At 56.4% G+C, this 516-nt stretch carries 1 protein-coding gene; it reads right to left on the bottom strand.

Annotated elements, in window-relative coordinates:
- Positions 1-516: Mur ligase family protein (locus Q4563_RS15790; protein ID WP_303605143.1), on the bottom strand; the 516-nt coding region annotated here is incomplete at both ends.

Genomic DNA, 516 nt, shown 5'->3' with positions numbered 1-516 from the left:
GCGCTGGCCGATAAACCAAACGAGACAACCTGTTTATTGCCCGCTCGTGTTTGCCACGGTGCAAATGCCGGATCATCGGCGTTCAACACCACGATGCCGTTAACATCGACGCTATCAATCAACTCGCCTTTGGTTTGCACCACCCCGGCCAGAGAGCCAAACCCTTCCAGATGAGCAGCACCCGCGTTAGTGATGATGCCGATGGTTGGTTTGACCAGACAGGCCGTGTAATCAATCTCCCCTGGGCCACTGGCACCCAGCTCCACCACCGCCGCTTCATGCTCCGGTTGCAAAGCCAGCAGGGTTTTGGGCACCCCAATGTGGTTATTCAGATTCCCCGGTGTCATCCAGGTAATAAATTGTTGCTCAAGCACCTTCGCCATCAGCTGCTTGGTCGTGGTTTTACCTGCACTGCCGGTAATCGCCACAATCGGGCCATAAAAGGCGCCCCGTTGCCAGCCTGCAATCTGACCATACGCCAACAGCCCGTCAGCACAGATCAGACACGGGCCATCC

This window comes from Gilvimarinus sp. 1_MG-2023 (assembly GCF_030548285.1).
This window is presented reverse-complemented; position numbering and strand designations above follow the sequence as displayed.